This is a genomic window from Thauera aminoaromatica S2, assembly GCF_000310185.1.
GTDB classification, from domain to species: Bacteria; Pseudomonadota; Gammaproteobacteria; order Burkholderiales; family Rhodocyclaceae; genus Thauera; species Thauera aminoaromatica.
Genome location: NZ_AMXD01000204.1, coordinates 1 through 4,790, shown reverse-complemented (window position 1 = coordinate 4,790; position 4,790 = coordinate 1). Strand labels below are relative to the sequence as shown.

General features: G+C 72.3%; 5 protein-coding genes. 2 read left to right on the top strand and 3 right to left on the bottom strand.

Translation table 11 applies throughout. The features are described 5' to 3' along the window. Positions 1-436 (top strand): Hpt domain-containing protein (locus C665_RS18420; protein ID WP_004326278.1); only part of this gene is annotated, 436 nt, incomplete at its 5' end. A 13-nt stretch (positions 437-449) separates the two neighbouring features. Here C665_RS18420 and C665_RS18415 read toward each other — a convergent pair. From C665_RS18415 to C665_RS18405, 3 genes are all read right to left on the bottom strand, one after another. Further along, positions 450-1,628 carry a multidrug effflux MFS transporter gene (locus C665_RS18415; protein WP_004326277.1) on the bottom strand — a complete coding sequence of 393 codons (1,179 nt, stop codon included), beginning with the start codon at positions 1,626-1,628 and terminating at the stop codon, positions 450-452. A 273-nt stretch (positions 1,629-1,901) separates the two neighbouring features. Continuing rightward, entirely contained in the window at positions 1,902-2,897 is a 996-nt protein-coding gene (locus C665_RS18410) for an ankyrin repeat domain-containing protein (protein ID WP_004326275.1), read from the bottom strand. Between the two features lie 157 nt (positions 2,898-3,054). After that, positions 3,055-3,888: a class I SAM-dependent methyltransferase gene (locus tag C665_RS18405; protein ID WP_004326273.1), complete on the bottom strand. Its 834-nt coding sequence runs from the start codon at positions 3,886-3,888 to the stop codon at positions 3,055-3,057. A 156-nt stretch (positions 3,889-4,044) separates the two neighbouring features. Between C665_RS18405 and C665_RS18400 the strand changes: the two genes are divergently transcribed. Further along, positions 4,045-4,790, top strand: a 746-nt coding sequence (locus tag C665_RS18400) for an MFS transporter (RefSeq protein ID WP_157277061.1), incomplete at its 3' end; no start/stop codon positions are given.

The window sequence follows — 4,790 nt, the reverse complement described above, 5'->3', positions numbered from 1 at the left end:
GGTCGCTGCCGCACCCATGCCGGCCGCCGCGCCCGTGTCCCCGCCCGCGTCGCCGGCGCAGAGCGCAGCAGCGGCGCCTGCCGCGGCTGGCGACGATTTCCCCGCGCTGCCCGGCATCGACCGCGAGCGTGCGATGCAGCGCCTCGGCAAGGATCGCGACATGTTCATCGGCCTGCTCGGGCTCTTCATCGAGGACAACGCCGGGGTGGTGGCGGCGACCCGCGCCGATCTCGCACGCGGCGAGCGCGAATCGGCGGCGCGCCGCATGCACACGCTGCGCAGCAACGCCGGCTTCATCTGCGCGCTCGCGATCATGCAGGCGGCCGCAGCGCTGGAGAAGGCAATCGCGCAGGACGAGCCCGACGTGGCGGCGCGCCTGGACGAACTCGCGGCGGACATCGCCGGGCTGGTGGAGGCCGGCCGTGCGTTCTTGTGAACGCCGCCCGCGTTCAGCGCGCGGGTGAGCGGCTCCATGCGGCGAGGGCGAACAGCATGCCGGCCGCGACGGTGAGACCGAGCGCCGCGGTGCCGTGCTGCACGCCGTGCCCGACCAGCATGCCCGCCCCGGCGCCCAGGCCCATCTGCACGAAACCCATCAGCGAGGCCGCGGCACCGGCCATCTTGGGATAGCCGGCGAGTCCGAGCGCGGTGGCGTTGGGCAGGATCAGCCCGATCGCCGCGGTGACGCCCCACATCGGCAGCATCACCGCCGCCGGGTGCTGCGGGCTGGCGAAGGCGAGCGCGGCGAGCAGCACGCCGCACGCCGCGCCGATCCACACGCCGTAGCGGATCAGGCGCGCCGGGCCGAGGCGGCGCGAGTGCCGCGCCGACAGCGTCGAGCCGATCATGAAGCCGGTGACGTTGAGCCCGAAGGCCAGGCCCATCTGCTGCGGCGACATGCCGAAGTGCTCGATGAACACGAAGGGCGAGCCGGAGATGAAGGCGAACAGCGCGGCGAAGGCGCCGCAGCCGATCAGCAGCGCGCCGCGGTAGGCGGGGTCGGCGAGCAGCGTACGGTAGTTGGCCAGCATCCGGGCCGGGCGCATCGCATGGGCATCGGGGTGGCGGTTGGTCTCCTTCAGCAGCGCGGCCACGGCGAGCATCAGGACCATGGCGTAGATCGCGAGCGCGACGAAGGTCGCGCGCCAGCCCCAGGCGGCGGTGAGCCAGCCGCCGAACAGCGGCGCGAGCAGCGGTGCGAGCGCGGTGGCGGTGGACACGTGCGAGAGTACGCGCGCCGATTCGGCGGGGCCGTAGAGGTCGCGCACCACGGCACGGCCGAGCACCGGCCCTGCGCAGGCGCCGAGGGCCTGCACCAGGCGCGCGCCCACCAGCACGGCGAGCGATTCCGCGAACACGCACACCAGCGTGGAGAGCAGGAACACCAGCATGCCCCACAGCATCACCGGCCGCCGTCCGCAGCGATCCGAGAGCGGGCCGACGAGCAACTGCCCGGCGCCGAAGCCGAGCAGGTAGACCGACAGGGTGAGCTGCACGCCGGCGCTGTCGGTGTGCAGGGCACGCGCGATCGCGGGCAGGGCGGGCAGGTAGAAGTCGGTGGAGAGCGGCCCGAGCGAGGTCAGCGCCACCACCAGCACCGCCAGCGCTGCGGAGGGCATCACCGCCATGGGCCGCCCGCATCCGTCCGCAGCGAAGGGAGCAGGGCCGGTGGCGCGGGCGGGGTGGAGTGTTTCGTCATCGGCAATGAGGCGGTCCAGCGGAGCGTGATTGTATCCCGCCTCCGCGCCGTCGCCGCCGTTCATCCACCGCAGCGATCGCGACTCGCGTCGCTCCCACGATCAACCGGCACGGTATCCGCAGCGCCCCGGCGCGACGCGAGTCGCGAGCGGGCGGACGGATCGCACGGACGGTCCCGGCAAGGCGGCGTTCGCGCCCCGCCGTCAGTAGATCGTGCCGGTGAGCGGTGGCGGCTCGTCGCGCTGGATCGGCGCATCGCCGCGCGCCTCCATGCGCGCGGCGATGGCGATGCGTTCGCGGATGCGCTCGTCCTTCGAACGTGCGGCGATGTCGACCAGGGTGGTGCCGTTCTTCATCGTCGCCTGCGTGGAGGCGCCGGCGTCGAGCAGCGTGTTGACGATCTCCCAGTGTCCGTTGGCGACCGCCTTGAGCAGTGCCGTGGAGCCGTCCGCGGCGACGAGATTGACCTTGGCCTTGCGGTCGAGCAGCAGGCGCACGACGCCCAGGTGGCCGCGCGCCGCGGCCTGCAGCAGCGGCGTGATGCCGGCGTTGCTCGTGGCATTGACCTCGGCCTGGCGGCGCACGAGCACCTCGCCGACCTTCTGGTAGCCGTTCACCGAGGCCCAGTGCAGCGGCGTGTAGCCGTCGGCGTCCGTCGCATCCACGCTGGCGCCGAGCCGGATCAGCTCGAGGGCGAGCGCCTCGCGGCCATGGAAGCAGGCGATCATCAGCGGCGTCCACTGGCGCGCGTCGCGGCCGTCGATGTCGAAGCCGGCATGCAGGAAGAGCGAGCACAGGTGCTGGTCGCCAGCCTCCAGCGCGCGCACGAACTGCGCCATCGTGATCGGAATGTCGAGGCGCTCGAGCTCGGCGACCGCGCGCTCGTAGTCCCAGGCGTCGTCGCGCGCGGCCGTCGTGGGCTCGGGGGCCGCTTGCGGGGTGGGACGCACCGGGCCGTGGAGGTCGTAGGCCATGCTCAGATAAACGATCTCTGCGCCCACCTCGGGCGGGAAACCGCGCCGGTTCGGCCGTTTCGAGACCATGAGCTCGGTGAAGTATTCGCCCAGCTTGTCCTTGTCGTCCCAGAGCTCCGCGATGCGGCGGGCGACATGGGGAAAGCCCTCGACGAGCTTGCGCGGATAGCGGCTCGCGTACGGCGTGGTCAGCAGGAATGCCAGCGGTGATTCGATTTCGGCCATGTCCGTTCCGGATGCGCCCGCATCCGTCCTCCTCGACTTTCCGGTTCCGTCCGGGCGCGGCGCCCTGTCTCCTGTCCACCTTGCGTGGCGGACTCCCCGATTCTAGCAGTTCGATCGCAGCACAAAGGCATGGATCGGCGGTGTCGGCGCGGACAGGTCAGCTCGTGAAGAAACGCTCGGAAAGTTCTTCCAGACCGAGCATTCCGAGCAGCGCGGCGAGGCGTTCGGCCGCGCGCCGGCGCGGGCGCTCGGGCTGGCGGCGGGCGATGATCAGCTCGTTCTTCATCGAGTGCTCCCAGCCCACGAGCTCGGTGACCGTGACCTCGTAGCCGTGGGCCTCGAGCTGCAGGCAGCGCAGCACGTTGGTGACGTGGCTGCCGAACTCGCGGGTGTGGATGGGGTGGCGCCACAGCTCCGCGATCGGGCCGCGCAGCGCCTGCTGCTTGTTCCGGCGCAGCGCCGCGGCGACCTCGGCCTGGCAGCACGGCACCAGCACGATCGCGCGGGCATCCTTCTTCAGCGCGAAGCGGATGGCGTCGTCGGTGGCGGTGTTGCAGGCGTGCAGCGCGGTGACGAGGTCGATGCGTCCGGGCAGGCGGTCCGAGGTGATCGAGTCCGCCACGCTGAGGTTCTGGAAGCGCATCCCGGACGAGAAGCCGAGCTTGTCGGCGAGCCGGCGCGAGCTCGTCACCAGCTCGTCGCGCGTCTCGATGCCGTGGATGCGGCCGCCGGGGGCGTGCGCCTTGAAGAACAGGTCGTAGAGGATGAAGCCCAGGTAGGACTTGCCGGCGCCGTGGTCGACCAGCTCGATGTCGGGGCGCTCGGCCAGGGCCTCGGCGAGCAGCGGTTCGATGAACTGGTAGAGGTGGTAGACCTGCTTGAGCTTGCGCCGGCTGTCCTGGTTGAGCTTGCCGTCGCGGGTCAGGATGTGGAGCTGCTTGAGCAGCTCGACCGACTGGCCGGGGCGGATTTCGGGGTGCGGGGTGGTCATGGCGGGCGGGGCGCGCGGGCGCGGAAGCGGGGTGGGCGCAAATGTACACGGCGGGGGGCGGACCACCAAGCCGCGAACGCGGCGGGCTCGCCCGCGCGCACGCCGGCGCGATCGCGGCTATGCTCTCGTCGCCCATCGAGAGGCTGAGAGGAGACCATGAGCCGCACAGAAGCTTCCCGGAACATGGGCGGGCACGCGCCGTCCGCGGCTGCGGGCGTCCCGCCCGCCTTCGTCGTCATCATCGCCGGCATGGTCGCCGCGCTGCACATCGGCAAGATCCCGCCGGCGATCCCGGTGCTGCGCGATGCGCTCGGCGTGAGCCTGGTCGAGGCCGGCTTCCTGCTCTCCATGGTGCAGATGGCGGGCATGCTCGGCGGCGTCTTCATCGGCCTGGCCGCAGACGGCTTCGGCCTGCGCCGCAGCGTGCTGCTCGGCCAGGGCGTGCTCGCCTCCGCCAGCCTCGCCGGCGCGTGGGCGACCCAGCCCGGCGAGCTGCTGGTCTTGCGCGCGATCGAGGGGCTGGGCTTCCTGCTCGTGGTGCTGCCGGTGCCCAGCCTGATCCGCCAGCTCGTGCCCCCCAGCCGGCTGGCGCTGCACCTGGGCCTGTGGGGCACCTACATGGCCACGGGAACCTCGCTGGTGCTGGCCGGTGGGCCGGCGCTGATGGGGGTGATGGGCTGGCAGGGGCTGTGGGGGCTGCTGGCGATGGCCTCGGCTGCGGTGGCGGCGTGGCTGGCGGTGCGCGTGCCATCCGACCACGCGCGCCGTGCTGCGGCGGGCACCCCCGTCGGGGCGGCGGTCGCGGCACGTGCGCGCTGGGGCGCACGCCTGCGCGCCACGCTCGGCAGCGCGGGGCCGTGGCGGGGGGCGATCACCTTCTCCATGTACTCCAGCCAGGGGCT

What these genes read in the sequence shown, in the direction of transcription:
- C665_RS18410 (WP_004326275.1), bottom strand. Translation starts at nt 2,897, where the DNA reads ATGGCCGAAATCGAATCACCGCTGGCATTCCTGCTGACCACGCCGTAC.
- C665_RS18415 (WP_004326277.1), bottom strand. Translation starts at nt 1,628, where the DNA reads ATGGCGGTGATGCCCTCCGCAGCGCTGGCGGTGCTGGTGGTGGCGCTG.
- C665_RS18405 (WP_004326273.1), bottom strand. Translation starts at nt 3,888, where the DNA reads ATGACCACCCCGCACCCCGAAATCCGCCCCGGCCAGTCGGTCGAGCTG.